Raw genomic sequence first — 24,337 nt, 5'->3', positions numbered from 1 at the left:
CCGGAGCCGGGGGAACCGAAGGGACACTGTGAAAGAGCTGCGCATCAGGGTGCTGGCCGGCGTTTTCGTCGTGGCAGGGGTCCTGTCCTGGGCAGGCGCCCGCCTGTGGAACTCGATCGGCACGCTCCCCAGCGTCCCCCTGGCCGCGCCCATCGTCCTGGCTGTGATCGCCGTAATCCTGCTGGCCACGGCGCTCTCGCTGCGCGCGCGGCTGAAGGCCCAGCGCGAGCGGCAGCCCGACGCCAAGGGCGTCGACCCGATGATGGCGGCCCGCGCGGTCGTTTTCGGCCAGGCCAGCGCCCTGGTCGCCGCCCTCGTCGCCGGCATGTACGGCGGCACCGGCGTCTTCCTGCTGGAGTCCCTCGACATCCCCGCCCGCCGCGACCAGGCCATCTACGCCGGCTTCTCCGTCCTCGCGGGTATCGGCGTCATAGCGGCGGCCATCTTCCTGGAGCGCGTCTGCAAGCTCCCGGACGACGACGAACACGAGGGCACGGGGGCGGCCCCGACCGTGTGACGTCCGGCGTCAGCGCGCCATGATGAGGCTCATCGCCTCGTTCCGCGTCGCCGCGTCCCGCAACTGCCCCCGCACGGCCGACGTCAGCGTCTTCGCGCCGGGCTTGCGGATCCCGCGCATCGACATGCACATGTGCTCGCACTCCACCACCACGATGACGCCGCGCGGCTCCAGTATCTCCATCAGCGAGTCCGCGATCTGCGTGGTGAGCCGTTCCTGCACCTGCGGACGCCGGGCGTAGACGTCCACGAGCCGGGCCAGCTTGGACAGCCCGGTGATCTTTCCGCTGTGGGCGGGGATGTACCCGACGTGGGCGACGCCCCGGAACGGCACCAGATGGTGTTCACATGTCGAGTACACCTCGATGTCCTTCACGAGGACCATCTCGTCGTGCCCGATGTCGAACGTCGTCGTCAGCACGTCCTCGGGCTTCTGCCACAGCCCCGCGAATATCTCCTTGTACGCCCGCGCCACCCTCGCCGGCGTCTCCCGGAGCCCCTCGCGGTCCGGGTCCTCGCCGACCGCGATCAGCAGCTCCCGCACGGCGTTCTCGGCCCGCTTCTCGTCGAACTCGCCGATCTGGCCCTCGCCGTCCAGCGCCACGGGGTCGGTCATCTGGTGCCTCGTTCCTGTGTCCATCAGGGGCGGCCTGGCGCATATGGCCGAAAGCCGCGCCCCCCAGGCTAAGACCTGGGGGGCGCGGCATCCATTCCGGGCCCGGTGGGGCCACCGGGAGAGCGGTGGTCAGCTCTCGGGGCGGTCCTCCGGTGCTCGCTCGGGCGCCGGGGCGGGCTCCGCCGCGGTGCTCTTCGCGGTGCTGATGGCCGGCGTCGCGCCGTTCGCCCCGTTCGTCAGGGCCAGCTCCTTGGGGGAGAGGACCGGCGGGCGGGTGGACGGCGTACGGCGGGAGGAACCGGTCCAGGCGGGCCGCGGCGGGCGCTTGACGACCGGGGCGAAGATCTCGGCGATCTCCTCCTTGCCCAGCGTCTCCTTCTCCAGCAGCTGCAGCACCAGGTTGTCGAGGACGTCGCGGTTCTCGACCAGGATCTCCCAGGCCTCGTTGTGCGCGGTCTCGATGAGCTTCTTGACCTCTTCGTCGACCAGCGCGGCGACCTCTTCCGAGTAGTCGCGCTGGTGAGACATCTCACGTCCGAGGAAGGGCTCGGTGTTGTCGCCGCCGAACTTGATCGCGCCGAGACGCTCGGTCATGCCGTACTGCGTGACCATCGCGCGGGCCAGGCCCGTGGCCTTCTCGATGTCGTTGGCGGCACCCGTCGTCGGGTCGTGGAAGACGAGCTCCTCGGCCGCGCGGCCGCCCAGCATGTAGGCCAGCTGGTCCAGCATCTCGTTGCGCGTGGTCGAGTACTTGTCCTCGTCCGGCAGCACCATCGTGTAGCCGAGGGCGCGGCCTCTCGACAGGATCGTGATCTTGTGGACGGGATCGGAGTTCGGCGAAGCCGCCGCGACCAGGGCGTGTCCGCCCTCGTGGTACGCGGTGATCTTCTTCTCCTTGTCCGACATGATCCGGGTCCGCTTCTGCGGTCCCGCGACCACACGGTCGATCGCCTCGTCCAGCATGTGGTTGTCGATCAGCTTCCGGTCGCTGCGGGCCGTCAGCAAGGCGGCCTCGTTCAGCACGTTGGCCAGATCGGCACCCGTCATGCCGGGCGTACGGCGGGCGACGGCCGACAGGTCGACGTCGGGCGCGACCGGCTTGCCCTTCTGGTGAACCTTGAGGATCTCCAGACGGCCCTGCATGTCCGGGCGGTCGACGGCGATCTGCCGGTCGAAGCGGCCGGGGCGCAGCAGCGCCGGGTCGAGGATGTCGGGCCGGTTCGTCGCGGCGATGAGGATCACGCCGCCCTTGACGTCGAAGCCGTCCATCTCGACGAGCAGCTGGTTCAGCGTCTGCTCGCGCTCGTCGTGACCACCGCCGAGGCCGGCGCCGCGGTGGCGGCCGACCGCGTCGATCTCGTCGACGAAGACGATCGCCGGCGCGTTCGCCTTGGCCTGTTCGAACAGGTCACGGACTCGGGAGGCACCGACACCGACGAACATCTCGACGAAGTCGGAACCCGAGATCGAGTAGAACGGCACCCCGGCCTCGCCCGCGACGGCACGCGCGAGCAGGGTCTTGCCGGTGCCGGGCGGGCCGTACAGCAGCACGCCCTTGGGAATCTTGGCGCCGACGGCCTGGAACTTGGCCGGTTCCTGGAGGAACTCCTTGATCTCGTGGAGCTCCTCGACGGCCTCGTCCGAGCCGGCGACGTCCGAGAACGTCGTCTTCGGGGTGTCCTTGGTGATGAGCTTGGCCTTGGACTTCCCGAAGTTCATGACCCGGGAGCCGCCGCCCTGCATCTGATTCATCAGGAACAGGAAGACGACGACGATGAGGACGAAGGGGAGCAGCGAGAGCAGGATCCCGACGAACGGGTTCTGCTTGGACGGCGAGACCGTGTAGCCGTCCGGGATCTGCTTGTCCTGGTACTTCGCCTGGAGCGTGTTGGCAATCGTCACGCCCTGGTCGCCGATATAGCTCGCCTGGATCTTCGAGCTGCCCTCGATCTTTACGCCGTCCTTGAGCGAGGCCTTGACGGTCTGCTCGTCGCCGGTGGTCAGCTTGGCCGACTCGACCTTGTTGTCATTGATCGCCTGGACGACCTGGCCGGTGTCCACCGTCTTGTAGCCGCCGGACGAGCCGACGACCTGCATCAACACGACCACGGCAAGGACGGCCAGCACGATCCACATGACCGGCCCACGGAAGTATCGCTTCACGTCCATCCATACGGAGCGGTGCCGCCCCGTCCCTCCTGCCATAGTGAGTTTGATAAAGGCTGTTCTTCGGACGGTACCCCAGCATTGTCACCTGAAGCCGCGCGGGACGGCTGACGATCCGTCTACGCATGCTCCAACGGCGGGAAACCCGCTGGGGTTCCCGATCACCGTCACGGCACCCCGGCCGGAATGTCAGCCGCCGTACACGTGGGGCGCGAGCGTACCGACGAACGGGAGATTGCGGTACTTCTCGGCGTAGTCGAGCCCGTAGCCGACGACGAATTCGTTGGGGATGTCGAAGCCGACCCATTCCACGTCGATGGCGACCTTCGCGGCCTCGGGCTTGCGCAGCAGCGTGCACACCTTGAGGGATGCGGGCTCGCGCGAGCCGAGGTTGGAGATCAGCCAGGACAGGGTCAGGCCGGAGTCGATGATGTCCTCGACGATGAGGACGTGCTTGCCCTTGATGTCGGTGTCGAGGTCCTTGAGGATCCGCACCACACCGGAGGACTGGGTGCCCGCCCCGTACGAGGATACGGCCATCCAGTCCATGGTGAGGGGGGTGGACAGCGCCCGGGCGAGATCGGCCATGACCATCACCGCGCCCTTGAGGACGCCGACGATCAGCAGGTCCTTGCCCGCGTACTCCGCGTCGATCTTCGCGGCCAGCTCGGCCAGCTTGGCGTCGATCTCTTCCTTGGTGATGAGTACCTGCTGAAGGTCGGCACCCATGTCTTTCGCGTCCACCCGCATCACTTTCGGTCGTCCCTGACTGAGCGGCCCCTCCACCGACTGCTCGGAGGGGGACGTGATTCAGCCTTGCCGAATCACCAGTCTGCCACCCTGCCGCCGGGCCACGACCTTGCCGGGGAGGTTGATGGCACCCTGACCGCGCCAGCCGGTGATCAACCGGTCGACTTCCTCGAGGTGCCGGGCGAACAAGGAACCGGCCGGGGCACCGGCTGCGATGGCGGCCCGGCGCAGCACTCGGCGCCGCACGGCGGGCGGCAGGGCGTAGAGCTTCGCGCACTCCAGCCGCCCGGCGGCGTCGCGGACCGTGGCCTCGGCCTGGGTGGCCCAGGAGTCGAGGGCGTCGGCGTCGTCGCGGGAGAGCTGGGCCGTCCGGGCGAGGGCCTCGACGACACCCTTGCCGAGGGCCTTCTCCAGGGCGGGCAGGCCCTCGTGGCGCAGCCGGGAGCGGGTGAAGGCCGGGTCGGCGTTGTGCGGGTCGTCCCAGACGGGCAGGGACTGGACCATGCAGGCCTTGCGGGCGGTCTGCCGGTCGAGTTCCAGGAAGGGCCGCCGGTAACGGCCGCCGGCCCCCGAGACCGCGGCCATGCCGGACAGGGAGCGGATGCCGGAGCCCCGGGCGAGGCCCAGCAGGACGGTTTCGGCCTGGTCGTCCCGGGTGTGGCCGAGCAGGACCGCGGTGGCGCCGTGGCGTTCGGCGGCGGTGTCGAGTGCGGCGTAGCGGGCGTCGCGGGCGGCGGCTTCGGGGCCGCCCGCGCGGCCGACGGTCACGGCGACGGAGTCGACGGGGTCGAGGCCGAGTTCGCGCAGACGCTGGACGACTTCCGCGGCCCGCACGTCGGAGCCGGACTGCAGGCCGTGGTCGACGGTCACGCCGCCGGCCCTGATGCCGAGCTTGGGGGACTCGAAGGCGAGGGCGGAGGCGAGGGCCATGGAGTCGGCGCCGCCGGAGCATGCCACGAGCACGAGCGGCGGGGGCGGCGGCTCGTGCGAGGGGGCGTGCCGAAGTGCGGCGGTGGTGCTGTGGTGTTCGGTGAGCAGGTCGTGGAGGACGCGGCGGACCGCCAGGCGTATCGCCGCGACCGCAGGATGGGGACCCATGTCCGGTTCCCTTCATGAAGTTTTCGGGGGGTGAGCCCGCATGTCGGTCACGCAGAGTGTGTAGATGGTGACAGAACCGGGCCGTTCCCCGAGCATTGCACGCCTACCCCTCGCTCACGGTCCCTCGGACGGGTGATTGGAGGGGCGTCCGCCTGCCGTCGGCCCGTTTCCTTTCACGACCGTCCCGCGATGTTCACTACTCGGTCCTGCGGTGCACCCGCGCGATCCAGTCCGCCGGTTTGGCGATCTCCGTCTTGGTGGGGAGGGTGTTCGGCGAGGTCCACACGCGGTTGAAGCCGTCCATGCCGACCTCGTCGACGACGGCGCGTACGAAGCGTTCGCCGTCCCGGTACTGGCGGAGCTTGGCGTCCAGGCCGAGCAGCTTGCGCAGGGCCAGGTCCAGGCGGGAGGCGCCCTTGGCGCGGCGCTGCTGGAACTTCTCGCGGATCTCCCCGACGGTCGGTACGACGTCCGGTCCGACGCCGTCCATCACGAAGTCGGCGTGGCCCTCCAGCAGGGACATCACGGCCGTGAGGCGGCCGAGGATCTCGCGCTGGGCGGGCGTCTGCACGATCTCGACGAGGGAGCGGCCGCCGTCGTCCTCCTCGGCCTCGGGACGGCCCCCGGCGAGGCTCTGCGCGGCCTCCCGTACGCGTTCCAGGACGGTCATGGGGTCGACGTCGGTCTCACTCAGGAAGGACTGGATCTCGCCCTCCAGGTGGTCGCGCAGCCAGGGCACGGCCGTGAACTGCGTGCGGTGCGTCTCCTCGTGCAGGCACACCCAGAGCCGGAAGTCGTGCGGGTCGACGTCGAGTTCGCGCTCCACGTGCACGATGTTCGGGGCGACGAGCAGGAGCCGGCCGCCGCCGTTCTCCCCCGCCGGGAGCTGGCGTGTGGCCGGGGCGAAGGTCTCGTACTGGCCGAGGACGCGGGAGGCCAGGAAGGACAGGAGCATGCCGAGCTCCACGCCGGTGACCTTGCCGCCGACGGCGCTCATGACCGCGCCGCCGGGGGTGTTGCCGCGCCGGTCCTGCATCTTGTCGAGCAGGGGCTTCAGCAGTTCCCGGAAGCCGGCGACGTTCGCCCGGATCCAGCCCGGGCGGTCGACGACCAGGACGGGGGTGTCGTGGCCCTCCTGTGTGCCCAGACGAGTGAAGCCCCGGACGTGTCCCTCCGATGCCTTGGCATGCCGGCGCAGCTCCGCGACGACGGCCCGGGCCTCGTCACGGCTGACGTCGGGGCCCGGCCGTACGAGCCGGGTCGCGGTCGCGACCGCGAGGTTCCAGTCGACCATGCCGGTTGAAGCACCACCGATGCTCGTCATGCGTCAACCGTACGTGAGCGCCGGCCGCTGGGGCAGGGCGGCGAGGGGGTGGTGGAGCCGGGGGTGCGTTTTGGCCGGCGGCGTTGTAGCCGGCGTGCCGGGTCGGCAGGGCTGGGGTTCGTCCGGCGGTACTCGGCGTTGCAGGCCGTGCCCACCCGTTCCGCCCCAGCGGAACGACTGCCCACGGCTGGGCGGGACGGGCAGTCCACGGACGGGCGGGGCCGGCTGTCGGCGGCCGTGTCGGCGGTCAGCGGCAGCCGCAGGACGCCAGGGTCGTCGCCGCCTTGTCCAGGGCCGTCTGGGCCGCCGCGGGGTCGGTCGTGTCGTTGGCCATGAAGGAGAAGGCCAGCAGGCGGCCGTCCTGGTCGACGACCGTGCCCGCGAGGGTGTTCACGCCGGTCAGGGTGCCTGTCTTGGCGCGGACGACGCCGGCCGCGCCGTCCGTGTAGCGGGCGGTCAGGGTGCCGGTGAAGCCGGCCACGGGGAGGCCGGTGAGGGCCGGGCGGAGTTCGGGGTGGGCGGGGTCGGCCGCCTTGGCCAGGAGGGCGGTGAGGAGACCGGCCGTCAGGCGGTCGGCGCGGTCCAGGCCGCTGCCGTCCTTGAAGGAGGCGCCCTTGAGGGGCAAGCCGAGCTTGCGGAGCTGGGCGTCGATCGCCCGGCCGGCGCCGGCGAAGTCGGCCCGTTGGCCCGTGGCGATCGCCGTCTGGCGGGCGAGGGCCTCGGCGATGTCGTTGTCGCTGTTGGTCAGCATCCGTTCGACGAGCGCCGACAGCGGGGGTGAGTCCACGGTGGCCAGCGTCTTCGCGCGGGCCGTGGCCTTCGACGGGCCGGGGGTCGTGGTCGTGATGCCGCGGGCCTTCAGCAGGTCCCCGAAGCGGCGGGCCGCGTCCGCGGCCGGGTCGGTCACCCGGGTGACCGGGCCGCTGGTCGAGTCGTCGGTGCGGCCCTCGTCCACCATCAGGGGGCTGACCGGGGCGAGATTGGGGTTGACCCCGATCGGGTGTTTCTGGCTGCCCGCGTAGCGGGTCGTGTCGTAGGACAGCGTGACGTCGCGGACGCCGCGCTGGGCCAGGGCCGCGGCGGTCCGGTCGGCCAGGGTGCGCAGGCCGGCCGAGCCGTCGGAGGTCTCGCGTGCCGTGAGGGTGGGGTCGCCGCCGCCGACCAGGACGACTTCGTTCGTGTCGGGTTCCAGGGCGGCGCGGGTGGTGAGCCGGTGGTCGGCGCCCATCGCGGACAGCGCGGCGACCGCCGTGGCGATCTTCGTCGTGGAGGCGGGGGTGAGCGCGGTGTCCGGGTCGGTGCCGTACAGGCGCCTGCCGGTCGTGACGTCCACGACGGCCGCTGCCGGCCGGGGGCCGAGCGCCGGGTCCTTCAACAGGGGCGTGAGGGTCGTGGCGAGGGCCTTGCCGTCCGGAGCGGACTTCACGGTGCTGACGCCGCCGAGGCCGGTCAGTACGGGCCCGGCGCTGGGGGCGGGCCGGGGCTGGGCGGGCGCGCCGGGGGCCCGGCCGTGATCTGTGCCACCCGCGCGGCCCAGGGCAGCGGCCCGGTCCCGCTCGGCCGTACGCTGGCCCGAGGAGTCCCAGGGGCCGGCGGCGGTCACCACACCGGCGGCCAGTGCGAGACCGGCGGTGGCGGCGCCCGCCGTGTACTGCCAGCTCTTCGGCCGGGTGACCCGCGCGATCTGCGGTTTTCCGGCTCGGACGAGCCGCGCGACCTGCGGTTTTCCGGCTCGGGCGAGCCGCGCGATCCGCGGTTTCGCGGCCGCGGCGGCCCTGGCCAGGCGCGGTCGTAGAGCGTGCGCGATCCGCACCACGTGCGGCCTCGCGGCCCGCCAAGGACGCAGCTCCGGCACGACCACCAGCCCCTTTCGCGATCACACACCGGCGTGAGGGACACTTAACCACCAGAACTGTGTGTTGATCATGGAGGAGCCACCGGTGGAGTTCGACGTCACGATCGAGATTCCGAAGGGTTCGCGCAACAAGTACGAGGTGGACCACGAGACCGGTCGGATCCGCCTGGACCGTCGCCTCTTCACCTCGACCAGCTACCCGGCCGACTACGGCTTCGTCGAGAACACCCTCGGCGAGGACGGCGACCCGCTGGACGCGCTGGTCATCCTGGACGAGCCGACCTTCCCCGGCTGCCTCATCCAGTGCCGTGCGATCGGCATGTTCCGGATGACGGACGAGGCCGGCGGCGACGACAAGCTGCTGTGCGTGCCGGCGCACGACCCGCGTGTGGAGCACCTGCGGGACATCCACCACGTCTCGGAGTTCGACCGCCTGGAGATCCAGCACTTCTTCGAGGTCTACAAGGACCTGGAGCCCGGCAAGTCGGTCGAGGGCGCCAACTGGGTGGGCCGTACGGACGCCGAGGCCGAGATCGAGCGGTCCTACAAGCGCTTCAAGGAGCAGGGCGGTCACTGACCCCTGCTGATGCTCACGGGCCGTACGCCTGCGCGTGCGGCCCGTTCGCCTGTATGTGCGCATACTGAGGCTGGGGGTACTGAGGCTTACGTGTCGTACAGGGAGCGCCAGGCAGTGACGGACGCGGAGGACCGCAAGCCGAAGTCGGACGAGGCGAGGAGCATGTTCCTGCCTCCGGCGGGGGCCGCCGTCGACGGGGACATGTCGACGACGTCGGAGTTCGCGATCCCCGAGGGTCTCGCCGTGCCCAAGGTGACCGTTACGGAGTCCGAGGTGACGTCGGAATTCGCCCTGCCGGAGGGGCTGGACGTCTCGCAGGTGCCGGCGGCGGATCAGGAGGGGTCGGCGTTCACCCCGCCGAGCACGTACAGCGCGAAGCAGGCCCCGATAGCCTTCACCCCGCCGAACGGGATCCCCAAGGTCAGCCTCACCAAGGACGTGCCCTGGCAGGACCGGATGCGCACCATGCTGCGCATGCCGGTGGCGGAGCGGCCGGCGCCGGAACCGAGCCAGCGCGGCGGCGACGACTCGGGGCCGGCCGTGCCGCGCGTGCTCGACCTGACACTGCGTATCGGCGAGTTGCTGCTGGCGGGCGGTGAGGGCGCCGAGGACGTGGAGGCGGCCATGTTCGCCGTCTGCCGGTCGTACGGCCTGGACCGCTGCGAGCCCAACGTCACCTTCACCCTGCTGGCGATCTCCTACCAGCCGTCCCTCGTCGACGACCCGGTCACGGCGTCGCGGACCGTGCGCCGCCGGGGCACCGACTACACGCGGCTGGCGGCCGTGTACCAGCTGGTGGACGACCTCAGCGACGACGAGACGGCCGTCTCCCTGGAGGAGGCCTACCGGCGGCTCGCCGAGATCCGCCGTAACCGGCACCCCTACCCCGGCTGGGCGCTGACCGGCGCGAGCGGGCTGCTGGCGGGTGCGGCCTCCGTGCTGGTCGGCGGTGATCTGATCGTGTTCGTCGCGGCGGCGCTGGGCGCGATGCTCGGCGACCGGCTGGCGTGGCTGTGCGCGGGGCGCGGGCTGCCGGAGTTCTACCAGTTCACGGTGGCCGCGACGCCGCCGGCCGCGATCGGGGTCGCTCTGACGCTCGGCCAGGTCGATGTGAAGGCCTCCGCGGTCATCACCGGTGGGCTGTTCGCTCTGTTGCCCGGGCGGGCGCTGGTGGCGGGCGTGCAGGACGGGCTGACCGGCTTCTACATCACCGCGTCCGCGCGTCTGCTGGAGGTCCTGTACTTCTTCGTCGGCATCGTCGCGGGTGTGCTGATGGTGCTGTACTTCGGCGTGCAGCTGGGGGCCCGGCTGAACCCGGACGCGGCGCTCGGGGTCTCCGACGAGCCGGTGCTGCTGATCGGCGCGTCGATGCTGTTGTCGCTGGCGTTCGCGGTGCTGCTCCAGCAGGAACGATCCACCGTGGTGTGGGTGACGCTGAACGGGGGTGTCGCGTGGATCGTGTACGGCGCGATGCACTACGCCGGGGACATCTCGCCGGTGGCGTCCACGGCCGCGGCCGCCGGGCTGGTGGGGTTGTTCGGGCAGCTGCTGTCCCGGTACCAGTTCGCGTCGGCGCTGCCGTACACGACCGCGGCGATCGGGCCGTTGCTGCCGGGTTCCGCGACGTACTTCGGGCTGCTGGCGATCGCGCAGAACGAGGTGGACGAGGGGCTGGTGTCCCTGTCCAAGGCGGTGGCCCTGGCCATGGCGATCGCCATCGGGGTGAATCTGGGTTCGGAGATCTCGCGGATGTTCCTGCGGATCGGGTCGGCGGAGAAGCGGCGGGCCGCCAAGCGGACCAGGGGGTTCTGACGCCGGGTGCCGATGGGCCCGGGCCTGGTGTCCGTTGGCGGCTGCCGGCTGCCGGTGGCGTGTCGCCGTTCCCCGCGCCCCTTGCGGGCCGGGTTCAGTAGCCGCCGTTGTAGGGGCCCTGCTGGCCCTGTTGCTGGTGGCCGTAGCCGGGGCTCTGGGGGTACTGGCCGTAGTACTGCTGGTCGTTGTAGCCGTTGTGGTTGTCGTACGGGGGCTGCTGCGGGTGCTGCTGCGGGTGCTGGTGGGGCTGGTCGTGCGGGGTGATGCGGCGGAGCTGGGTCGTCGCGTCGTCCATGACGGGGGGATGGGTCTGGGCCGGCGGGGCCTCGGACGCGGCGCGCTTCTTCTTGGAGCGGTCGCGGAGGTACTCGATGAGGATCGGGACGACGGAGAGCAGGACGATCAGGACGAGGATCGCCTCGACGTTCGTCTTGATGAAATCGATCTGGCCGAGCCAGTAGCCCGCGAGGGTGACGCCGGTGCCCCAGGCGACGCCGCCGATGACGTTGTACGCCAGGAACGTGCGGTACTTCATGCGGCCGGCGCCGGCGACGATCGGGGCGAACGTGCGCACGATCGGGACGAAGCGGGCCAGGACGATCGCCTTCGGGCCGTGCTTCTCCATGAACTCGTGGGCCTTGTCCAGGTTCTCCTGCTTGAAGAGCTTGGAGTTGGGGCGGCTGAAGAGCTTCGGGCCCAGGAACTTGCCGATCATGTAGCCCACTTGGTCGCCGAGGACGGCGGCGAGCACGATCAGCAGGCAGACCAGCCACAGCGGCTGGCTGATGTAGGTCCCCTCGGCGACGAAGAGACCCGCCGTGAACAGCAGGGAGTCGCCGGGCAGGAACGCGAAGAGACCCGACTCCGCGAAGACGATGAGCAGGATGCCCGGGAGACTGAACGTCGAGATCAGGTAGTCCGGGCTGAGCCACTCGGGGCCGAGCGCAAGCGTGGTCACGGGGATGTGGCTCCTGCTGCTGGGGGTACGGGCTGGGGGCTGACGCCTTCAAAGTATCAACGCGGCCGTCATGGCCCAGGTTCCATGGGCGCACTCAGGATGCACTGTGCGCGGTCCCGGTCAAAGCTGTGGACCATGGGCATCGATGAATACGGCGGCGGACAGGGCCCTCGGCCCGACGTCCTCGTCGTCACCACGAACGACGTACCCGGCCACCGCGTGCAGGAGGTGCTCGGCGAGGTCTTCGGACTGACCGTGCGCTCCCGGCACCTCGGGAGCCAGATCGGCGCCGGGCTGAAGTCGATGGTCGGCGGCGAGTTGCGCGGGCTCACCAAGACGCTCGTGCAGACCCGCAACCAGGCCATGGAGCGACTCGTCGAACAGGCACGCGCGCGTGGAGCCAACGGTGTGCTCGCGTTCCGCTTCGACGTGACGGAGGCGGCGGACGTGGGCACCGAGGTGTGCGCGTACGGCACGGCGGTGGTCCTGGCCCGGGAGTGAGGCCCCGCGCGAGCGTGTTTCCGATTTGTTCCGTTTGATCCCCTTATCGTGTGCCCGTGGTCCAGGACACCGAGCAGCAGGCGCCCTCCGTCACTCCGTCGACCCCCGCGCGCGTGCTGCTGCCGACGATCCTGCCCGCCGTGGCCGTCGGGGTGCTGTCCAGCCTGCTCCTGGTGGGGGTGGAGGCCGCCGCCGAGCAGCTCCAGGACGTGCTGTGGGAGACCGTGCCGGACGCACTGGGCATCGGCCGGTACTCCGTGGCGTGGATGTTCGCGGTGCTCGTCGCGACCGGTGTCGCCGTCGGGCTGGTGGTGTGGAAGGTGCCCGGGCACGCGGGCCCGGATCCGGCCACCACGGGGCTGGACGCACCCGTCCTGCCGCCCGTCGTGCTGCCGGGGCTGCTGCTGGCGACCGCGCTGATGCTGGCCGGCGGGCCGAGCCTGGGTCCCGAGAACCCGATCATCGCCGTGAACGTCGGCCTGGCGGTCTGGCTGGGCGGCCGGGCCGTGCCCCGGGCGCCGGGCCGGATCTGGCCGGCGCTGGCGGAGGCGGCGACGATCGGCGCACTGTTCGGCACGCCCGTGGCGGCGGCCCTGGTGATCTCCGAGGCGCTGTCCCGGCAGGAGACGCGCGGCCTGCTCTGGGACAACCTCTTCGCGCCGCTGACCGCCGCCGCGGCCGGTGCCCTGACCGCCACGCTCATCGACCGCCCGAGCTTCGCCCTGGATCTGCCGTTCGGCCGGCCGGGCTGGTCGGACCTGCTGGCGGCCGTCGTGGTCGCCGCCGCGGGCGCACTGCTCGGCATGTGCGCCGTGCGCGCGCTCCCGTACGTCCACGGTGTCTTCCGCCGGCTGCGGCACCCGATGCTGATGCTCCCGGCGGGCGGGGCCGTGCTGGGCTGCCTCGCCGCCCTGGGCGGTCATCTGACGCTGTTCAAGGGGCTCGACGAGCTCGCCGAGCTGGTGCACGACCCGGACGGCTGGTCGGCCGGGGAGTTCGCCGTCATGACAGTGGTGAAGCTGGCCGCGCTGCTCGTCGCCGCGTCCTGCGGGTTCCGCGGCGGGCGCATCTTCCCGGCCGTGTTCGCCGGCACCGCCCTCGGGCTGTGCGCGCACGCCCTGGTGTCCGGGGTGCATCCGTCGGTGGGGGTGTCCGCCGGTGTGCTCGGGATGCTGCTGGCCATCACCCGGCAGGGCTGGATCAGCCTGTTCGTCGCCGCGGTGCTGATCGACTCGCCGGGGATCCTCGCCCTGCTCTGCGTCGCCTCGCTGCCGGCCTGGCTGCTGGTGACGGGCCGGCCGCAGATGCAGATCCGGCCGGACGGGACGCCGGTCCGGTGACCCCACCCCTGACCCACCACCCCTTCTGGAGTCCGTCATGCCACTGAACGAAGGCCCCCGCCAGACCGGCGACCGCCGCCTGTCCGTCAACCCTTTCTACGGCCCCGCCAACCCGGTCGGCGACATGGCCGAGGCCCCGCCCACGCACCGGCTCCCGGAGCAGCCCATGGCGCCGGTGACGGCCCACCAGCTGGTGCGCGACGAGCTGATGCTCGACGGCAACGCGCGGCTGAACCTCGCCACCTTCGTCACCACCTGGATGGAGCCGGAGGCCGGGGTGCTGATGGCGGAGTGCCGGGACAAGAACATGATCGACAAGGACGAGTATCCGCGCACGGCCGAGCTGGAGCGGCGGTGCGTGGCGATGCTCGCCGACCTGTGGCACGCGCCCGATCCGTCGGCGGCCGTGGGCTGTTCGACGACCGGGTCGAGCGAGGCGTGCATGCTGGCCGGGATGGCGCTGAAGCGGCGCTGGGCTCGGCGCAACGCCGACCGGTACCCGGGGGCGCGGCCCAATCTGGTGATGGGCGTGAACGTGCAGGTCTGCTGGGAGAAGTTCTGCAACTTCTGGGAGGTCGAGGCCCGGCTGGTCCCCATGGAGGGCGAGCGGTTCCACCTGGACCCGCAGGCCGCGGCCGAGCTGTGCGACGAGAACACCATCGGGGTCGTCGGGATCCTGGGCTCGACGTTCGACGGATCCTACGAGCCGGTCGCCGAGCTGTGCGCGGCGCTGGACGCGCTGCAGGAGCGCACCGGGCTCGACATCCCCGTGCATGTCGACGGGGCGTCCGGCGCCATGGTCGCGCCGTTCCTCGACGAGGACCTGGTGTGGGACTTCCGGCTGCCGAGGGTGGCGTCGATCAACACCTCGGGGCACAAGTACGGCCTCGTCTACCCGGGCGTCGGCTGGGCGCTGTGGCGGGACGCGGAGGCGCTGCCGGAGGAGCTGGTGTTCCGGGTGAACTACCTGGGCGGCGAAATGCCCACGTTCGCGCTCAACTTCTCCCGGCCCGGCGCGCAGGTCGTGGCCCAGTACTACACGTTCCTGCGGCTGGGCCGGGACGGCTACCGGGCCGTGCAGCAGGCCGCGCGGGACGTGGCCACGGGCATGGCCGCGCGGATCGAGGCACTGGGCGACTTCCGGCTGCTGACCCGGGGCGACGAGTTGCCGGTGTTCGCCTTCACGACCGCGCCGGACGTGACCTCGTACGACGTCTTCGACGTCTCGCGGCGGCTGCGCGAGAGCGGCTGGCTGGTGCCCGCGTACACCTTCCCGGCGAACCGCGAGGACCTGTCCGTGCTGCGGGTGGTGTGCCGCAACGGCTTCTCGGCCGACCTCGCCGAGCTTCTCACGCAGGACCTGGAACACCTGCTGCCGGAGCTGCGCCGGCAGCAGCGCCCCTTCACCCGGGACAAGAGCGCGGCCACCAGCTTCCACCACTAGGGGGCGGGCTTCTCGACTGGCCTCAGATCCCGGGTGCCGGCCGCGGTCAGCGGTCGTCCCCGGGGTGCCGCGCCCCCGTCGCGTACGGGTTCTCCGCGTCCTCGGCCAGGACGCCGGCGAACGGGTCGCCCTCGTCGGAGAAGGTGTAGGCGCCGCCCTCGATGCGCTCGATGAGACCGCGGGTCCACTCGGCCTCGGAATCGGCCGTGTGGACCCACATGTTCATGATCTCGCCGATGTGTCCCAGCTGACCGGGCCCTTCCTCGGGGACGTAGTGCTCCAGGACGGAGGCCCGCCACTGCTCGATCCGCAGGGTGCGCTCCTTCAGCAGCGCGACCGCCTCCGCCCGAGGCAGGTCGACGACGAAACCGACGGCGGCCGTCTTCACGTCACCCCGCTGGTCGTACGTGACCAGCGCCTCGCGCAGCAGCCGGAAGTACTCCTCGGTGCCCTGCCCGGTGATCTCGTACTCGGTGCGCGGCGGACCGCCGGCCGTGGACGGGGCGGTCTCGTGCGCGCGCAGCAGTCCCTGCTTCGCCAGCTGCTTCAGGGCGTGGTAGATCGAGCCGGGCTTGGCGTTGGACCACTCGTGCGCGCCCCAGTACTCCAGATCGCCTCGCACCTGGTAGCCGTGGGCCCGCCCGTGCATGCGGACCGCGCCGAGCACGAGGAGACGGATCGCTGACATGCGGCCAAGGTTATGACCCGGCCGCCACCTGCTGCTCCTCGGCCACCAGCTCGAAGGCGGTCCTGCCGTCCAGGGACTCCCGGATGATGTCGGCGTGGCCGGCGTGCCGGGCCGTCTCGCGGATGAGGTGGAGGCACAGCCAGCGGTGGGAGACCCGGCCGTCCGGCGGGAACCAGGGCTGGGGCGGCAGCGCGAAGGTGTCGTCGAGGCTCGGCACCGATCGGATGTACGCCTCCGTCTCGGCGGCGACCTTCTCCCAGTACGCCAGCTGCGACTCGACGGTCTCCCCCTCGACCAGCCGGAAGCACTCGTGCCAGTTGCTCTGGTCCCGTACGACGGCCGGCCGCTCGCCCTTGGCCAGGGAGATCCACATCTGCTCGACCTCGGCGACGTGCTTGACCAGCCCGGCGAGGGACAGCTCGCTGGCGCTGGGACGCGAGCTCGCCTGCTCGCCGGTCAGCCCCAGCACCGCCCGCCGGATGCCTCCGCGCTGCTCCTCGATGAAGGCCAGCAGCGCTCCGCGCTCGTCGCCGTGTGCCTCCGCGGGAACGTGAGTGACCATGACCGCCGCCTTTCGCCGAATCCGGAGGCCTCTCCCCCGACACCGGCCAAACTACGGACCCTTGCGGTCAGGTTCTGTCCGCAAGGGCCCGGCGGAGGGAGAGGATCAGAACGGGAACCGGCTCCGGCCGTGCTGCACCGAGATCCACTTGGTGGTGGTGAAGGAGTCCAGCATCGTCTCGCCGTTGAGCCGGCCGAGGCCCGAGTGCTTCTCGCCGCCGAAGGGGACGATCGGCTCGTCGTGGACGGTGCCGTCGTTCACGTGGAACATGCCCGTGTCGATCTGCTTGGCGAAGTTCACGCCCCGCTCGATGTCCGCGGTGTGGACGGCGCCGCTCAGTCCGTACGGGGTGTCGTTGACGAGGCGTACGGCCTCCTCCTCGCCGTCGAACGGGACGAGGAACGCCACCGGTCCGAAGACCTCCTGCCGCAGCAGGGCCGAGTCGGCGGGCAGGCCCGTCAGGACGGACGGCTCGACGAGGTTGTCGGTCCGGCCGCCGCGCACCAGGGCCGTGGCGCCCTCGGCGAGGGCCTGCTCGACCACGCCCGCGACGGCGTCCGCCTGCGAGGAGTTGATGACCGGGCCGATCACGGTCTCCGGATCGCGCGGGTCGCCCGCCTTGAGGGTCTTCACCTTGGCGACGAACTTCTCGGTGAACTCGCCGGCGACGGACCGGTCGACCAGGACGCGGTTGGCGGCCATGCAGACCTGGCCCTGGTGGACGTACCGGCTGAAGACGGCCGCGTCGACCGCGTAGTCGATGTCGGCGTCGTCGAGGACCACCAGCGCGCTGTTGCCGCCCAGTTCGAGGACCGAGCGCTTGAACTGCCGTGCGCAGACGGTCGCCACGTGCCGGCCGACCTGGTCGGAGCCCGTGAAGGAGATGACCTTGGGCACCGGGTGCTCCAGGAAGGCGTCTCCGATCTCCGCGATGTCGGTGATGAGGACGTTCAGCAGACCGCCGGGCAGCCCCGCGTCCTCGAAGATCTTCGCGACCAGGGAGCCGCCGACGACCGGCGTGTTCTGGTGCGGCTTGAGCACCACGGCGTTGCCGAGCGCGAGCGCCGGGGCGACGGACTTGATCGAGAGCAGGAACGGGAAGTTGAAGGGGCTGATCACGCCCACGACACCGACCGGCACGCGGTAGACGCGGTTCTCCTTGCCGTCCACCGGCGAGGGCAGGATCCGCCCCTCGGGCCGCAGTGCCAGCTGGAGCGCCTCGCGCAGGAACTCCTTGGCGAGGTGCAGTTCGAAGGCGGCCTTCAGACGTGTCCCGCCGAGCTCGGCGATGATCGCCTCGGATATCTCGGTCTCGCGCTCCTCGATGAGCCGCAGAGCCTTCTCGAAGACGGCGCGGCGGGCGTACGGGTTGGTCGCGGCCCACTGCTTCTGGGCCCGGGCCGCCGCCCGGTACGCCTGGTCGACCTCGTCGACCGTGGCTATGGTGATCGACGCCAGCTTCTCGTCGTCGTACGGGTTGAAGTCGATGATGTCCCAGGAGCCGGTACCCGGGCGCCACTCACCGTCGATGTACTGCTGTGCAAGGTCGGTGAAGTAGGACGACGACATGTGATCCCTCGATCCCTAGCAGACCCTCGATCGCGCCTTCACGATCTGATCACACGTCATCGTACTGATGATTCAGTGGAGTTGGAGGTCTCAGGAGAGTTGGAGGAGCCCTCGCAGGAGGTCCCGGCTCTCCGACGGGCCCGGGCTGTCGCTCTGGAGTTCCTTGAGCGCCTTCTCGTACTGGGCGACGTCCTCGGGCTTGTCCAGGTACAGCGCGCTGGTGAGCTGCTCCAGGTAGACGACGTCCGAGAGGTCGGACTCCGGGAAGCTGAGGATCGTGAACGCGCCACTTTCGCCGGAGTGGCCGCCGAGGCTGAACGGCATCACCTGGAGCCGTACGTTGGGCCGCTCGGAGATCTCGATGAGGTGCTGGAGCTGGCCGCGCATCACCTCGCGGTCGCCGTACGGGCGGCGCAGGGCGGCCTCGTCCAGGACGATGTGGAAGTCGGGCGCCCTCTCGTCGACGAGGTACTTCTGCCGCTCCAGGCGCAGCGCCACGCGCCGCTCGACATCGGCCTCGCTCGCGCCCTGCATGCCCCGCCGGACCACCGCGTGCGCGTACGCCTCGGTCTGCAGCAGGCCGTGCACGAACTGCACCTCGTACGCCCGGATCAGCGAGGCGGCGCCTTCCAGGCCGACGTAGGTGGGGAACCAGCTCGGCAGCACGTCCGAGTAACTGTGCCACCAGCCCGCGACGTTGGCCTCCTTCGCCAGGGACAGCAGGGAGGCGCGCTCCTGCTCGTCCGTGATGCCGTACAGCGTGAGCAGGTCCTCCACGTCCCGGGTCTTGAAGCTCACCCGGCCCAGCTCCATCCGGCTGATCTTCGACTCGGAGGCGCGGATCGAATAGCCCGCCGCCTCGCGCGTGATGCCCCGAGCCTCACGCAGTCGCCTGAGTTGTGATCCGAGCAGCATGCGCCGCACCACCGATCCCGGCTCTCCCGCGCTCACGTTCGCCGCCTCCCCAACGTCTTCAGGGGCCGAAGTCTGCCACTAAAACACTCCGAGCAGTACTCGTCCGGTTACGGAAACGGAAGTCGAGCCGGGGGCGCACGTGCGCGGATTCAAGAAAAAGGCAAGCGAACAGGCAGACAGAGGCCTGAAGATGACGGAAAAATTGACCAACAAGTGGTACGGGACGGCGCATTCCGGTCACGTGCACGTGCATCTGCCCTTGCATCTGCTGTACGCATCCGAAACCATGGTCCCGCACCACCGCCGCATCGCACCGACCGCGAATTCCCGGGAGTGCCTCGCATGGGGACGAATGGATCGACCATGCTCGAGCCGTTACGGCAGGGCCTTCCGCCGCTGGATCCCGCGGCCGTGTCCGACGCCGCCTCCTGTGCCCTGCCCGCCCGCTACGAAGCGGTGCGCGAAGCCCGGCGGTTCACCCGCAGAACCCTCGACCAGTGGGACATGGGCGACCGTTTCGACGACGTCTGCCTGGTGGTCTCGGAACTGGTCACCAACGCCCTGCGGCACGGTCTGCCCGCGAGCACCCGGTGCGCCACCGGCCAGGAGCCGCCCGTACGGCTGCACCTGATGCGCTGGAGCGAGCGCCTGGTGTGCGCGGTGCGCGATCCCAGTCACGACAGCCCCGTGACCCGGGAGACCGACGACTTCTCGGCGGAGTCGGGCCGCGGCCTGTTCCTGGTCGACTCCTTCAGCGACAGCTGGGGCTGGCACCCGCTCGCGGGCGCGCTCAGCGGCAAGGTGGTCTGGGCGCTGTTCCGGCTGCCGCGGCACGACGCGGGGCCGCACGTGGAATGAGAAACCGCGGCGCTTCCTCGCGCCGCGGTTCTACGCGCGTCACGGCGCGTTGAGTACCGATTGCCCCTTTATGTAAGGGGCTTGGCGGGCCGTCAGCCTCCGACCAGGTGGTCGAACTCGCCGTCCTTCACACCCAGCAGCATGGCCTCGATCTCCGCACGGGTGTAGACCAGAGCGGGACCGTCGGGGAAGCGCGAGTTGCGGACGGCCACGTCACCGCCCGGCAACCGGGCGAACTCCACGCACGAACCCTGCGAGTTGCTGTGCCGGCTCTTCTGCCAGGCCACACCTCGCAGCCCGGCGGCCGCCATACCGTTGTACACGTCGTGGTCCACAGGTCGCTCCCCGGTGGTGCACTGGCTGGTGTGGCCATTGATGCAGCGGTCAACTTCCCCGGATCATAGCTCTGTTCATGTGCAGATGCATGGGCAGATGCACGTGCACGCGGGGTGGTCCTCCGGTTACAGCGTTGACGACTGCTTTACCGAAAGCTCTTGCCTGTTTGACGGCACTGCCCGTCCGCGCGTTCCCGGCCACCGGCGCCGAAGTCGGCGGGTTCGGCGGAGGTGTCGTGGAGGCGGAGCATCCGCTCTGCGGCGGGGACGGGCCCCGGGACGGCGGCGAGACCGGAGAAGCGGGAGCTGGGGCGCGGGTTACGGGGCCTCGGGCGGGACCGTACGGCCCCCATGCGGAAGACGACCGCCGCCGGCGGGAGCAGGCGGAAATGGGCCGCACGCAGGACGGCGACGTCCTCCCGGAGGCCGGTGCCGGGCTCGGACCATCGCCGGACCGGCGGTCGGCCGCCCGGCCCTGACGGACCGCCCGGCGTGCGCCTCCTGCGGCCCCGGGACCGATGCATGAGGTCCCCCACCCGTCAAGCGTGGGGAACCTCACCCGGACCCGGGGCGTTCAACGGCCGGCGTACGGCATCAGCGGCTGGAATAGGGCAGCAGCGCCATCTCGCGCGCGTTCTTGATCGCCCGGGCCAGCTGCCGCTGCTGCTGGGCCGACACACGGGTGACCCGGCGGCTGCGGATCTTGCCGCGGTCGGAGATGAACTTCCGCAGCAGGTCGGTGTCCTTGTAGTCGATGTACTCGATCCCCGCCTGGTCCAGCGGGTTGGGGCGGCTCTTGACGGGCTTGCGGTCGAGCTTGCGGGGCATCGGGTCAGACCTCCAGGAGGGTGTCGAAGGCGTGCGGCAGCCGCTGCCAGGCGTCGCGCCCGGCCGCGTACTCGGCGTCGGTCAGCAGGCAGGACTCCAGCAGCCGCTCCAGGCCGTCCCGGTCGAGGCCGGGCGAGGTGAAGACCAGGTGCTGGCCGCGGTCGCCGTGCTCGGGGTGCCAGTCCAGCGCGGCGGCGGCGCGGCGCACCGGCGGGACCATCTCCCAGGCCACGTCCGGCAGGGAGGCGAGCCACGGGCCCGCGCTCTCCACGCACAGGGCCCCGCCCGCCGCGTCCCAGTGGAACAGGGTGTCGGGCTTGTCGGCGAGCCAGAACCGGCCCCGGCTGCGGGCGGCCGCGCAGGTCAGGTCCTCCAGGGCGGCGTAGAGCCGCTCCGGGTGGAAGGGGCGGCGCTGCTGCCAGACCAGGGTGGAGACGCCGTGCGCGTCGGCCTCGGCGGGGAGCAGGGCGCAGGCCGGGTGCTGGGCGGCCGCCGCCGACTCCACGTCGAAACCGGCCAGGGCGGCCTCGGCCAGCGGGGAGAGCGGGCGGCGGCGCGGGGCCGGCACGGTCAGGCCGTCGGCCGGGTCCGCCGCGAAGGTGCCGGGGGCGGGTGCGCCCGCCGGGTCGCCGTGGCCGATCGGGACCTGGCGGGCCGTCGGGTGCAGCTGCGCGAGCAGTTCGCGGTCCTCGTCGTCGGCCTCGGGGGACTCGGCGATCGCGAGGACGGGGGCGTACTCCAGCTGGCGGGCGAAGGTGTCGGCGACCGTGCGCTGGTCGGTGGCCGCGGCGGCGAGACCGCCGTCGGCCAGGTCGTCGCCGTTGCCGAGGTAGGGCAGGACCAGGGCCGGGTCGACGGCGGTGATCACACCGGTGACGGTGAGCCCGCCGGCCGTGACGACCTCGGCCATGGCCTTGGGCTCGACGGAGTCCCACAGCTCGACGACGGCCAGCGGGGTCCGCCCGGCGGTGTTCCGGGCGAGTCGCTCCAGCTCCGGGAGCAGGTCCTCGCGCAGGGCGCAGCAGGCGCAGTCGTTGACGAGCGGCGCCTCCCCCGCGTCCAGGACGCCGGTGGCGTCCCGGACGGTCCGTACGACCGTGCCGGCCGCGGCCGTCGCCAGGTCGTGGTGGAGCGCGACGCTGCCGGGCACGTCGGCGAGCAGCCGGGCCACGGCCGCGCTGCGGGCGTCGGCGTGCAGCCCGCCGACGATCACGACGGAGAGCCCAGGAGGGACAGCCACGGGGTCAGCCCTTCTTTCCGTACCGGCGCTCGAAGCGCTCGACGCGTCCCGCGGTGTCCAGGACGCGGGCGGTGCCGGTGTAGAAGGGGTGGCTGACGTCGGAGATCTCGACGTCCACGACCGGGTAGGTGTTGCCGTCCTCCCACTCGATCGTCTTCTCGCTCGTCATGGTCGAGCGGGTGAGGAAGGCGTAGTCCGCGGCACGGTCACGGAAGACGACGGGACCGTAGTCCGGGTGGATTCCCTCGCGCATGGTCAGCGCTCCTCTCGGAAGTCGACGTGGCGGCCGGCGAGCGGATCGAACTTGCGCAGGGTCAGTCGGTCCGGGTCGTTGCGACGGTTCTTGCGGGTCACGTAGGTGTAGCCGGTCCCGGCCGTGGACCGGAGCTTGACGACCGGCCGGAGTTCGTTGCGTGCCATGCCGCTATGCTACTGAAAATGAATTCCATTTACATCACCTGAGTCAGAGAGGTACGTCACCACATGTCCGCGCACTGCATGCTGACCGGCACCCGGCCCGGCTTCGGCAACCGCATCTCGCACTCCCACCGGCGCACCTCACGCCGGTTCGACCCGAACATCCAGTCCAAGCGCTACTGGCTGCCGAGCGAGGGCCGGTACGTACGCCTGCGGCTGAGCGCCAGGGCGATCAAGACCGTCGACACGATCGGGGTCGAGGCGGCCGTCGCCCGGATCCGTGCCCGGGGAGTGAAGGTCTGATGGCGAAGAAGAGCAAGATCGCGAAGAACGACAAGCGGCAGGAGATCGTCGCGCGGTACGCCGCCCGGCGGGCCGAACTGAAGGAGATCATCCGGCGCCCGTCGTCCACGGACGCCGAACGGCTCGCCGCGCAGACGGAACTGCGCCGCCAGCCGCGTGACGCGAGCGCCACGCGGGTGCGCAACCGGGACGCCGTGGACGGGCGTCCGCGCGGTTACTTCCGGGCGTTCGGACTGTCCCGGGTGAGTCTGCGGGGGCAGGCGCATGCGGGGTATTTGCCGGGGGTGCGTAAGTCGTCCTGGTGAGGCGGGGCCTTGCCGGCGCCGCGGCCCGGCGCCGGCCGGCCGGTCACGAGACCCTCGGGGGTTCGCCCCGGGGTCTCTTGACCGGCCCTGGTAGCTTGCTGCGGGTTCCGGGAAGGGCCGGCGGGCCGCGCCGGGGCCGGTCGGACGGCTACAGCTTGGGGGCTTGCAGTGAACTCGGTGATCTTCTCGCGTCGCCCGGGAACGAGTCGGCGGGTGCCGGTGCGGGTCGCGGCGGCGGCCGCGGGGCTGGCGGGCGTGCTCGTGCTGTCCGCGTGCAGCGGTGACGGCGGCTCCGGGGACGACTCGGCGTCCAGCCCGGCCCCGTCCGCCACGGCGTCCGCCGGAACGGGCGGCGACTCCGGCTCTGGTTCCGACACCGGTTCCGGCGGGTCGGCCGCCGGCGCGCTCGCGGGCAGTTGGCTCGCCACGACCGGCGGCAAGGCCGTGGCCCTGGTGATCACCGGCAAGCAGGCCGCGCTCTTCGCCACCGGCGGCAGCGTGTGCACCGGCACCGCGGGCGAGCAGTCCGGGACGCGGATGATCCGCATGAAGTGCACGGACGGCAGCAAGGACCGGACGACCGGCAGGGTCGACTCCGTGAACGGCCGGAGCCTCAAGGTCACCTGGGAGGGCGGCATCGGCGCGGAGACCTACCAGAAGGCGGAGGGCGGGAAGCTGCCGACGGGGCTGCCGACCGGGGGCCTCGGGTAGGAGCGCGGGTGCGTGGCGGTCCCCGCGTCCGAGATGATCCCTGCGTCGGAACCACTCATCGCCATCACGCACCCATCGCCATCACGCACCAGAGGACCTCATGCGCACCCTTCCTCCCCTCGCCCTGGCCGCCGGTCTCGCGGCGACACTCCTGCTGACCGCCTGCGACGGCGCCGAGACCGGTGGCGACGACGTCAAGAACACGGACCGGCCGGGCAGTTCGGCCTGTGCGATCGGCGATCTGGGCGTGGAGGTCGGGGCCGGTGCGGCCCCGGCGGCCGGGGACACCGGCAACGTCACCGTCACCCTCACGAACAACGGTGCCCAGTGCACCCTGAAGGGCTTCCCCGTCGTCGACCTCTCGGCGGAGGACACCACGACGTCCGTGTCCCCGGAGCAGAGCGCGAAGGCTCAGTCGCTCACCCTCGGGAAGGACGGCACCACGTCCTTCACGATCACCTACGTCCGGGGCGAGGCGGGCTCCCCGAAGAGCCTCACCGTGCGGAAGGCGTCCTTCGCCCTGCCGGGCGCCACCGCGGACGCGCGCGACCTGCCGTGGTCGTACGGCGAGGTCGCCCGCAGGGACGGGGCCGGCAGCGGCGGCGCGGCGCAGGCCTCGGTGAGCGGCTTCGAGTCCTCGGGCGACTGA

Annotated in this window: 27 protein-coding genes; 11 read left to right on the top strand and 16 right to left on the bottom strand. The window is 71.1% G+C overall.

What is annotated here, in order from left to right; genetic code table 11:
* The first annotated feature begins 28 nt into the window (after positions 1-28).
* A complete protein-coding gene (locus ACFZDA_RS27190) occupies positions 29-517 on the top strand; it encodes a DUF3180 family protein (RefSeq protein ID WP_391086385.1) in 489 nt (162 codons plus the stop codon).
* Between the two features lie 9 nt (positions 518-526).
* On the opposite strand, the gene folE is transcribed toward ACFZDA_RS27190, so the two are convergent.
* From folE to dacB, 6 genes are all read right to left on the bottom strand, one after another.
* Complete coding sequence (folE, locus tag ACFZDA_RS27185; protein ID WP_391086383.1) at positions 527-1,132, bottom strand: GTP cyclohydrolase I FolE; 606 nt, start codon at positions 1,130-1,132, stop codon at positions 527-529.
* 129 nt (positions 1,133-1,261) lie between these two features.
* A complete protein-coding gene (gene ftsH / locus ACFZDA_RS27180) occupies positions 1,262-3,301 on the bottom strand; it encodes an ATP-dependent zinc metalloprotease FtsH (protein ID WP_391086380.1) in 2,040 nt (679 codons plus the stop codon).
* 186 nt (positions 3,302-3,487) lie between these two features.
* Entirely contained in the window at positions 3,488-4,048 is a 561-nt protein-coding gene (gene hpt / locus ACFZDA_RS27175; protein WP_020270244.1) for a hypoxanthine phosphoribosyltransferase, read from the bottom strand.
* Between the two features lie 60 nt (positions 4,049-4,108).
* Positions 4,109-5,146, bottom strand: a complete 1,038-nt coding sequence (gene tilS / locus ACFZDA_RS27170; RefSeq protein WP_391086377.1) for a tRNA lysidine(34) synthetase TilS — start codon at positions 5,144-5,146, stop codon at positions 4,109-4,111.
* A gap of 196 nt (positions 5,147-5,342) precedes the next feature.
* Entirely contained in the window at positions 5,343-6,470 is a 1,128-nt protein-coding gene (locus ACFZDA_RS27165; protein ID WP_391086375.1) for a zinc-dependent metalloprotease, read from the bottom strand.
* Between the two features lie 247 nt (positions 6,471-6,717).
* The gene (dacB, locus tag ACFZDA_RS27160) at positions 6,718-8,331 is read right to left on the bottom strand and encodes a D-alanyl-D-alanine carboxypeptidase/D-alanyl-D-alanine-endopeptidase (RefSeq protein ID WP_391086373.1); all 1,614 of its coding nucleotides are present in this window, start codon (positions 8,329-8,331) and stop codon (positions 6,718-6,720) included.
* A 79-nt stretch (positions 8,332-8,410) separates the two neighbouring features.
* Here dacB and ACFZDA_RS27155 point away from each other — a divergent pair, with 79 nt between their 5' ends.
* Together ACFZDA_RS27155 and ACFZDA_RS27150 are read left to right on the top strand one after the other, a co-directional pair.
* Positions 8,411-8,902, top strand: a complete 492-nt coding sequence (locus ACFZDA_RS27155) for an inorganic diphosphatase (protein WP_003991985.1) — start codon at positions 8,411-8,413, stop codon at positions 8,900-8,902.
* Positions 8,903-9,016: 114 nt separating this feature from the next.
* Positions 9,017-10,714 (top strand): threonine/serine exporter family protein, encoded by a 1,698-nt coding sequence (locus ACFZDA_RS27150; protein ID WP_391086370.1) that lies wholly within the window; start codon positions 9,017-9,019, stop codon positions 10,712-10,714.
* Positions 10,715-10,808: 94 nt separating this feature from the next.
* Here ACFZDA_RS27150 and ACFZDA_RS27145 read toward each other — a convergent pair whose 3' ends face one another.
* A complete protein-coding gene (locus ACFZDA_RS27145; protein ID WP_391086368.1) occupies positions 10,809-11,672 on the bottom strand; it encodes a VTT domain-containing protein in 864 nt (287 codons plus the stop codon).
* 135 nt (positions 11,673-11,807) lie between these two features.
* Between ACFZDA_RS27145 and ACFZDA_RS27140 the strand changes: the two genes are divergently transcribed.
* Genes ACFZDA_RS27140 through ACFZDA_RS27130 form a run of 3 tightly spaced genes read left to right on the top strand, consistent with a single transcriptional unit; the run spans position 11,808 to position 14,957 of the window.
* On the top strand, positions 11,808-12,173 hold the full coding sequence (locus tag ACFZDA_RS27140; RefSeq protein WP_010044286.1) for a YbjQ family protein: 366 nt from the start codon (positions 11,808-11,810) through the stop codon (positions 12,171-12,173).
* Positions 12,174-12,229: 56 nt separating this feature from the next.
* On the top strand, positions 12,230-13,513 hold the full coding sequence (locus ACFZDA_RS27135) for an ion channel protein (protein WP_391086365.1): 1,284 nt from the start codon (positions 12,230-12,232) through the stop codon (positions 13,511-13,513).
* A 37-nt stretch (positions 13,514-13,550) separates the two neighbouring features.
* Complete coding sequence (locus ACFZDA_RS27130; RefSeq protein WP_391086363.1) at positions 13,551-14,957, top strand: glutamate decarboxylase; 1,407 nt, start codon at positions 13,551-13,553, stop codon at positions 14,955-14,957.
* Between the two features lie 46 nt (positions 14,958-15,003).
* Here ACFZDA_RS27130 and ACFZDA_RS27125 read toward each other — a convergent pair whose 3' ends face one another.
* From ACFZDA_RS27125 to ACFZDA_RS27110, 4 genes are all read right to left on the bottom strand, one after another.
* Positions 15,004-15,645 carry a helix-turn-helix transcriptional regulator gene (locus tag ACFZDA_RS27125; RefSeq protein ID WP_391086361.1) on the bottom strand — a complete coding sequence of 214 codons (642 nt, stop codon included), beginning with the start codon at positions 15,643-15,645 and terminating at the stop codon, positions 15,004-15,006.
* 10 nt (positions 15,646-15,655) lie between these two features.
* Positions 15,656-16,207: a DinB family protein gene (locus ACFZDA_RS27120; RefSeq protein WP_391086359.1), complete on the bottom strand. Its 552-nt coding sequence runs from the start codon at positions 16,205-16,207 to the stop codon at positions 15,656-15,658.
* 105 nt (positions 16,208-16,312) lie between these two features.
* Complete coding sequence (locus ACFZDA_RS27115) at positions 16,313-17,776, bottom strand: aldehyde dehydrogenase family protein (RefSeq protein ID WP_391086357.1); 1,464 nt, start codon at positions 17,774-17,776, stop codon at positions 16,313-16,315.
* A gap of 90 nt (positions 17,777-17,866) precedes the next feature.
* Positions 17,867-18,691 carry a helix-turn-helix transcriptional regulator gene (locus ACFZDA_RS27110; protein ID WP_086559607.1) on the bottom strand — a complete coding sequence of 275 codons (825 nt, stop codon included), beginning with the start codon at positions 18,689-18,691 and terminating at the stop codon, positions 17,867-17,869.
* A gap of 363 nt (positions 18,692-19,054) precedes the next feature.
* Between ACFZDA_RS27110 and ACFZDA_RS27105 the strand changes: the two genes are divergently transcribed.
* Entirely contained in the window at positions 19,055-19,549 is a 495-nt protein-coding gene (locus ACFZDA_RS27105) for an ATP-binding protein (protein ID WP_391086355.1), read from the top strand.
* Between the two features lie 92 nt (positions 19,550-19,641).
* On the opposite strand, the gene ACFZDA_RS27100 is transcribed toward ACFZDA_RS27105, so the two are convergent.
* The 5 genes from ACFZDA_RS27100 to rpmG form a co-directional block, all read right to left on the bottom strand.
* Positions 19,642-19,860: a DUF397 domain-containing protein gene (locus tag ACFZDA_RS27100; RefSeq protein ID WP_050810297.1), complete on the bottom strand. Its 219-nt coding sequence runs from the start codon at positions 19,858-19,860 to the stop codon at positions 19,642-19,644.
* A 618-nt stretch (positions 19,861-20,478) separates the two neighbouring features.
* A complete protein-coding gene (gene rpsR, locus ACFZDA_RS27095; RefSeq protein WP_391086353.1) occupies positions 20,479-20,712 on the bottom strand; it encodes a 30S ribosomal protein S18 in 234 nt (77 codons plus the stop codon).
* Between the two features lie 4 nt (positions 20,713-20,716).
* Positions 20,717-21,952, bottom strand: a complete 1,236-nt coding sequence (locus ACFZDA_RS27090; protein ID WP_391086351.1) for a GTP-binding protein — start codon at positions 21,950-21,952, stop codon at positions 20,717-20,719.
* Positions 21,953-21,956: 4 nt separating this feature from the next.
* Complete coding sequence (locus ACFZDA_RS27085; RefSeq protein WP_086847611.1) at positions 21,957-22,205, bottom strand: type B 50S ribosomal protein L31; 249 nt, start codon at positions 22,203-22,205, stop codon at positions 21,957-21,959.
* Positions 22,206-22,207: 2 nt separating this feature from the next.
* Positions 22,208-22,372 carry a 50S ribosomal protein L33 gene (gene rpmG, locus ACFZDA_RS27080; protein ID WP_391086349.1) on the bottom strand — a complete coding sequence of 55 codons (165 nt, stop codon included), beginning with the start codon at positions 22,370-22,372 and terminating at the stop codon, positions 22,208-22,210.
* Between the two features lie 63 nt (positions 22,373-22,435).
* Here rpmG and rpmB point away from each other — a divergent pair, with 63 nt between their 5' ends.
* From rpmB to ACFZDA_RS27060, 4 genes are all read left to right on the top strand, one after another.
* Complete coding sequence (gene rpmB, locus ACFZDA_RS27075) at positions 22,436-22,672, top strand: 50S ribosomal protein L28 (RefSeq protein ID WP_184594657.1); 237 nt, start codon at positions 22,436-22,438, stop codon at positions 22,670-22,672.
* Positions 22,672-22,977, top strand: a complete 306-nt coding sequence (rpsN, locus tag ACFZDA_RS27070) for a 30S ribosomal protein S14 (protein WP_391086346.1) — start codon at positions 22,672-22,674, stop codon at positions 22,975-22,977. Before rpmB ends, rpsN begins: the two co-directional genes overlap by 1 nt.
* A 177-nt stretch (positions 22,978-23,154) precedes the next feature.
* Complete coding sequence (locus tag ACFZDA_RS27065) at positions 23,155-23,688, top strand: hypothetical protein (protein ID WP_391086343.1); 534 nt, start codon at positions 23,155-23,157, stop codon at positions 23,686-23,688.
* A gap of 100 nt (positions 23,689-23,788) precedes the next feature.
* Positions 23,789-24,337: a DUF4232 domain-containing protein gene (locus tag ACFZDA_RS27060; RefSeq protein ID WP_391086341.1), complete on the top strand. Its 549-nt coding sequence runs from the start codon at positions 23,789-23,791 to the stop codon at positions 24,335-24,337.

Source organism: Streptomyces sp. NPDC007991 (genome assembly GCF_042958445.1).
GTDB lineage: Bacteria > Actinomycetota > Actinomycetes > Streptomycetales > Streptomycetaceae > Streptomyces.
This window is presented reverse-complemented; position numbering and strand designations above follow the sequence as displayed.

Excerpts from the sequence above, each read along its gene's own strand:
- ACFZDA_RS27110 (WP_086559607.1), bottom strand. The coding sequence starts at position 18,691 with ATGCTGCTCGGATCACAACTCAGGCGACTGCGTGAGGCTCGGGGCATC.
- hpt (WP_020270244.1), bottom strand. The coding sequence starts at position 4,048 with ATGCGGGTGGACGCGAAAGACATGGGTGCCGACCTTCAGCAGGTACTC.
- rpsR (WP_391086353.1), bottom strand. The coding sequence starts at position 20,712 with ATGCCCCGCAAGCTCGACCGCAAGCCCGTCAAGAGCCGCCCCAACCCG.
- tilS (WP_391086377.1), bottom strand. The coding sequence starts at position 5,146 with ATGGGTCCCCATCCTGCGGTCGCGGCGATACGCCTGGCGGTCCGCCGC.
- ACFZDA_RS27085 (WP_086847611.1), bottom strand. The coding sequence starts at position 22,205 with ATGCGCGAGGGAATCCACCCGGACTACGGTCCCGTCGTCTTCCGTGAC.
- ACFZDA_RS27120 (WP_391086359.1), bottom strand. The coding sequence starts at position 16,207 with ATGGTCACTCACGTTCCCGCGGAGGCACACGGCGACGAGCGCGGAGCG.
- rpmG (WP_391086349.1), bottom strand. The coding sequence starts at position 22,372 with ATGGCACGCAACGAACTCCGGCCGGTCGTCAAGCTCCGGTCCACGGCC.
- ACFZDA_RS27140 (WP_010044286.1), top strand. The coding sequence starts at position 11,808 with ATGGGCATCGATGAATACGGCGGCGGACAGGGCCCTCGGCCCGACGTC.
- ACFZDA_RS27105 (WP_391086355.1), top strand. The coding sequence starts at position 19,055 with ATGCTCGAGCCGTTACGGCAGGGCCTTCCGCCGCTGGATCCCGCGGCC.
- ftsH (WP_391086380.1), bottom strand. The coding sequence starts at position 3,301 with ATGGACGTGAAGCGATACTTCCGTGGGCCGGTCATGTGGATCGTGCTG.
- ACFZDA_RS27115 (WP_391086357.1), bottom strand. The coding sequence starts at position 17,776 with ATGTCGTCGTCCTACTTCACCGACCTTGCACAGCAGTACATCGACGGT.
- ACFZDA_RS27100 (WP_050810297.1), bottom strand. The coding sequence starts at position 19,860 with ATGGCGGCCGCCGGGCTGCGAGGTGTGGCCTGGCAGAAGAGCCGGCAC.
- ACFZDA_RS27125 (WP_391086361.1), bottom strand. The coding sequence starts at position 15,645 with ATGTCAGCGATCCGTCTCCTCGTGCTCGGCGCGGTCCGCATGCACGGG.
- rpmB (WP_184594657.1), top strand. The coding sequence starts at position 22,436 with ATGTCCGCGCACTGCATGCTGACCGGCACCCGGCCCGGCTTCGGCAAC.
- folE (WP_391086383.1), bottom strand. The coding sequence starts at position 1,132 with ATGACCGACCCCGTGGCGCTGGACGGCGAGGGCCAGATCGGCGAGTTC.
- rpsN (WP_391086346.1), top strand. The coding sequence starts at position 22,672 with ATGGCGAAGAAGAGCAAGATCGCGAAGAACGACAAGCGGCAGGAGATC.
- ACFZDA_RS27060 (WP_391086341.1), top strand. The coding sequence starts at position 23,789 with ATGCGCACCCTTCCTCCCCTCGCCCTGGCCGCCGGTCTCGCGGCGACA.
- ACFZDA_RS27165 (WP_391086375.1), bottom strand. The coding sequence starts at position 6,470 with ATGACGAGCATCGGTGGTGCTTCAACCGGCATGGTCGACTGGAACCTC.
- ACFZDA_RS27130 (WP_391086363.1), top strand. The coding sequence starts at position 13,551 with ATGCCACTGAACGAAGGCCCCCGCCAGACCGGCGACCGCCGCCTGTCC.